This window comes from Mycobacterium sp. TH-M25, assembly GCF_057473665.1.
The window spans coordinates 1-3,156 of the sequence record NZ_JBYCLA010000511.1 but is presented as its reverse complement, the minus strand read 5'-3'; the positions used below and the strand labels follow the sequence as shown (position 1 = coordinate 3,156).

General features: G+C 63.6%; 3 protein-coding genes. All 3 read left to right on the top strand.

Annotated elements, in window-relative coordinates; all coding sequences use genetic code 11:
* The coding region (locus AC2VOU_RS17230) for a PPE family protein, SVP subgroup (RefSeq protein WP_486958460.1) at positions 1-981 on the top strand (981 nt) is incomplete at its 5' end.
* A 402-nt stretch (positions 982-1,383) separates the two neighbouring features.
* Positions 1,384-1,932 carry a dTDP-4-dehydrorhamnose 3,5-epimerase family protein gene (locus AC2VOU_RS17225; RefSeq protein WP_486958459.1) on the top strand — a complete coding sequence of 183 codons (549 nt, stop codon included), beginning with the start codon at positions 1,384-1,386 and terminating at the stop codon, positions 1,930-1,932.
* Positions 1,929-3,156: sugar transferase (locus AC2VOU_RS17220; protein WP_486958461.1), on the top strand; the 1,228-nt coding region annotated here is incomplete at its 3' end. The genes AC2VOU_RS17225 and AC2VOU_RS17220, both read left to right, overlap by 4 nt.

Sequence of the window (3,156 nt, the reverse complement as noted above, 5' to 3'; positions counted from 1 at the left end):
GGTGCGACTGCCGCGCGGGCCCAGCAGGCCGGCGCCCAGGCCAAGGCGGCCGTGGCCGCCTACGAGGCCGCATTCATGATGACCGTGCCGCCGGCGGAGATCTCGGCCAACCGCGCCTTGCTGCTGGCGCTGGTCGCGACGAACTTTTTCGGCCAGAACACCCCGGCGATCATGGCCACCGAGGCCCTGTATCTCGAGATGTGGGCGCAGGATGCGGCGGCGATGTACGGGTATGCCGGCGCGTCGTCGGCCGCGGCGGTGATGGCGCCCTTCACGCCTCCACCGGAGACCACCACCAACCCATCCAGAGCTGCCGGGGTGGACGCCTCTGTCACACAGGCTGCCGGCACGGCGGCCGGCACCGGCGCACAGGCATCGTCACAGTTGAGCACTGCGACGATGCAAAGTGCGCTTCAGGCTGCCGCGTCGGCGGCGACGTCGTCCTCGACGTCCACCACGCCGCTGTCATCGTTGACCGCCTCGACCTCGTCGTCGAGCGCCGCACTGGCGGCGGGGCAGGGGCTGGCCTCGGGCGCTTCTTCTTCCGCGTCGATGCTCACTTCGGGTGTCGCGATGCTGGGCTCTTCGGGGTCGCTGGTGAAGTCGTTTGGGTCGGCTGCCGGGACCTTCGGTGGCGGATTCCCGATGTTCAAGTCGTCACTGAACATCGGCGCGAGTGCCTTGGGTTCACCAGGCAGCGCGATGTCCGCGGCCTCGGGCCGCGCCGCGTCGCTCGGCGTCTTGTCGGTGCCCCAGGGCTGGACCTCGGCGGCGCCCGCGTTCAGCCAAGTCGCTTCGGCGCTCCCGGCCGGCGGCGGCATTGTGAGCACGCCGGTGCTGCCGCCTGCGTCGGGTAGCCCCGCCGGTCCGATCGGCACCCCACTGGCACATACCACCGAACAGGGCGTCGCCCGCTCCCCGCTGGCTGCCCGCTACAACTTCCGTCCCGCCATCGTGCAGCGCCCGGCAAACGCCGGCTGACGACTTCCGAAGGCATACCAATGGTTTATCAAAGAGCTTTACTACATGCAAAATGTATGTATAATTATCGAGACAACGATTAACGGTCTGGTCTACCCGGGTGCTGAAAGTGTCGCCACTGATGCAGGAGGCGTAGTGCGCGTTGCCTCAACGGACTCTGTGACGTGCCGCGCAAAGCGCGCTACGTCGAGGCTTTCGTCGCGGAAAGGGCCGTGTCCGACTTCGGATTCGATTACACGGTGAACTAGGGCACTTCGACACCGGGCGGACAGGCGAGGCAGGGGGAGGGTGAATGCTGGTTGGCGGAATCGATCAGAAATCGAATTGCGCTCCCTATCAGAAGTTTTCGACGGTGCCAGCGATGCGGGGCGACACGGTGATCCAATCCCGACGGGAGTTCGAGTGAAGTACACGCCCACTGACATCGGCGGAGTGACGATCGTCGACATCGAGCCGAACCGCGACGATCGCGGATTCTTCTCGCACCTGTTTAGCGCCAGCGAATTCGCCGACTACGGCCTACTCTCCAGCGTCGCACGGATGGACGTGGCATACAGCTACGCCAGAGGGACGCTGCGCGGTATCCGCCGTCAGGTTCCGCCGAACATCGAGGCCAAGTTAGTCCGGTGCACGCGAGGCGCCATCGCCGCCGTGGCTGTCGACGTCCGCCCGGAGTCGAGCAGCTACGGGGACCACGTGATGGTGCAGTTGAGTGCCGACAATCGCCGCGCGCTGTTCCTGCCGCCGTTCATTGCGCACGGCTTTCAGACTCTCGCCGACAACACCGAGGTTCTCTATCAGGTCAGCGGTGTCTACGACACCGAAGCGGAACAGGGATTCCGCTGGGATGAACCGGAATTCGGGATCGAGTGGCCGTTGGCGGTAAGCGTCATCTCCGAAGAAGACAACAACTGGCCGTTGCTGGCATCGGTTGGGAGAGCGGCGTCGTGACAATCTCAATTACCAGGAGCGCACCCAGTGGGCATGGCAGCCCGCCTGTACGGGCACGGCCGGCTCAGGCCGTCAAAGCTGCCAACGCTCGTCGTTGGCAGTACCAGTATTCACGCCGCCTGCGCATTACCGACGCACTGATCGTGTGCGCTGCGGTGGCGCTCGCACAGTTCATCCGCTTTGGTGATTCGCCCCACGTTTCAGGCTACCCCGGTCAGGTCATGACGCTGTTCTCCATACTCTTTGCGGGACTGTGGCTTTCGCTGATCGCGGGCTTTCGTTCCAGGTCGATACGTGTAATCGGGGCGGGAATCGAGGAATATCGACGCATTGTCAGCGCATCATTCTGGACGTTCGGGATCATTGCGATGGCGACACTTTTGGCGAAGATATTTCTGGCTCGTGGGTATCTGGCGGTGGCGCTGCCGATCGGTACGGCCGGTTTGCTGGCGAGCCGCCTGCTATGGCGCTACTACATCGCCGGCAAGCGGACCCGCGGCGAATGCCTGACGAGGGTGTTGGCGATCGGGGATCGCAAGGGGGTTTCTCAGCTGGTTGAGGAGTTGACCCGTCATCCGCGTGACGGCTACGTGGTGGTCGGGGCCGGCATTCCGGGCTATGGGCCATCACGCGGCAAAACCCTTGTGGTCAAGGGCCATGAAGTCCCGATTCTCGGCGACGAGACCCACGCACTGGCGGCGATAGCGCATCAGAATGCGGACACTGTCGCCTTGACGGGAACAGAACGCTTTGGCGCACAGGGTATTCGGCAACTGATGTGGCGACTGGAGACCATGGATGTCGACTTGGTGGTGGCCCCCGGGGTGATGGATGTCGCCGAAGGACGGTTAGCGCTGCGGCCGGTCGCCGGCTTCCCACTGCTGCATGTAGAGAAGCCGCAGTACCAAGGTGCCAAAAGCTTTCAGAAGCGCTCGTTCGACTTCTGCTTCGCGCTGGCTGCGCTCGTCGGGACATCGCCGCTGCTCGTCGCAGCGGCGATCGCCATCAAGCTCTCGAGTAGAGGCCCGGTTTTGTTCCCGTCTGAACGGATTGGGTTGGATGGTAAGCCGTTCACCATGCTCAAATTTCGCACCATGATCGACGGTGCCGATAGACAGGTTCAGCAGTTGTTGTCGCTCAACGAGACCGAAGGCGGACCGCTGTTCAAAATTCGCGAAGATCCGCGTGTGACGCCGGTGGGAAGAATTCTTCGCAGGCTCAGCA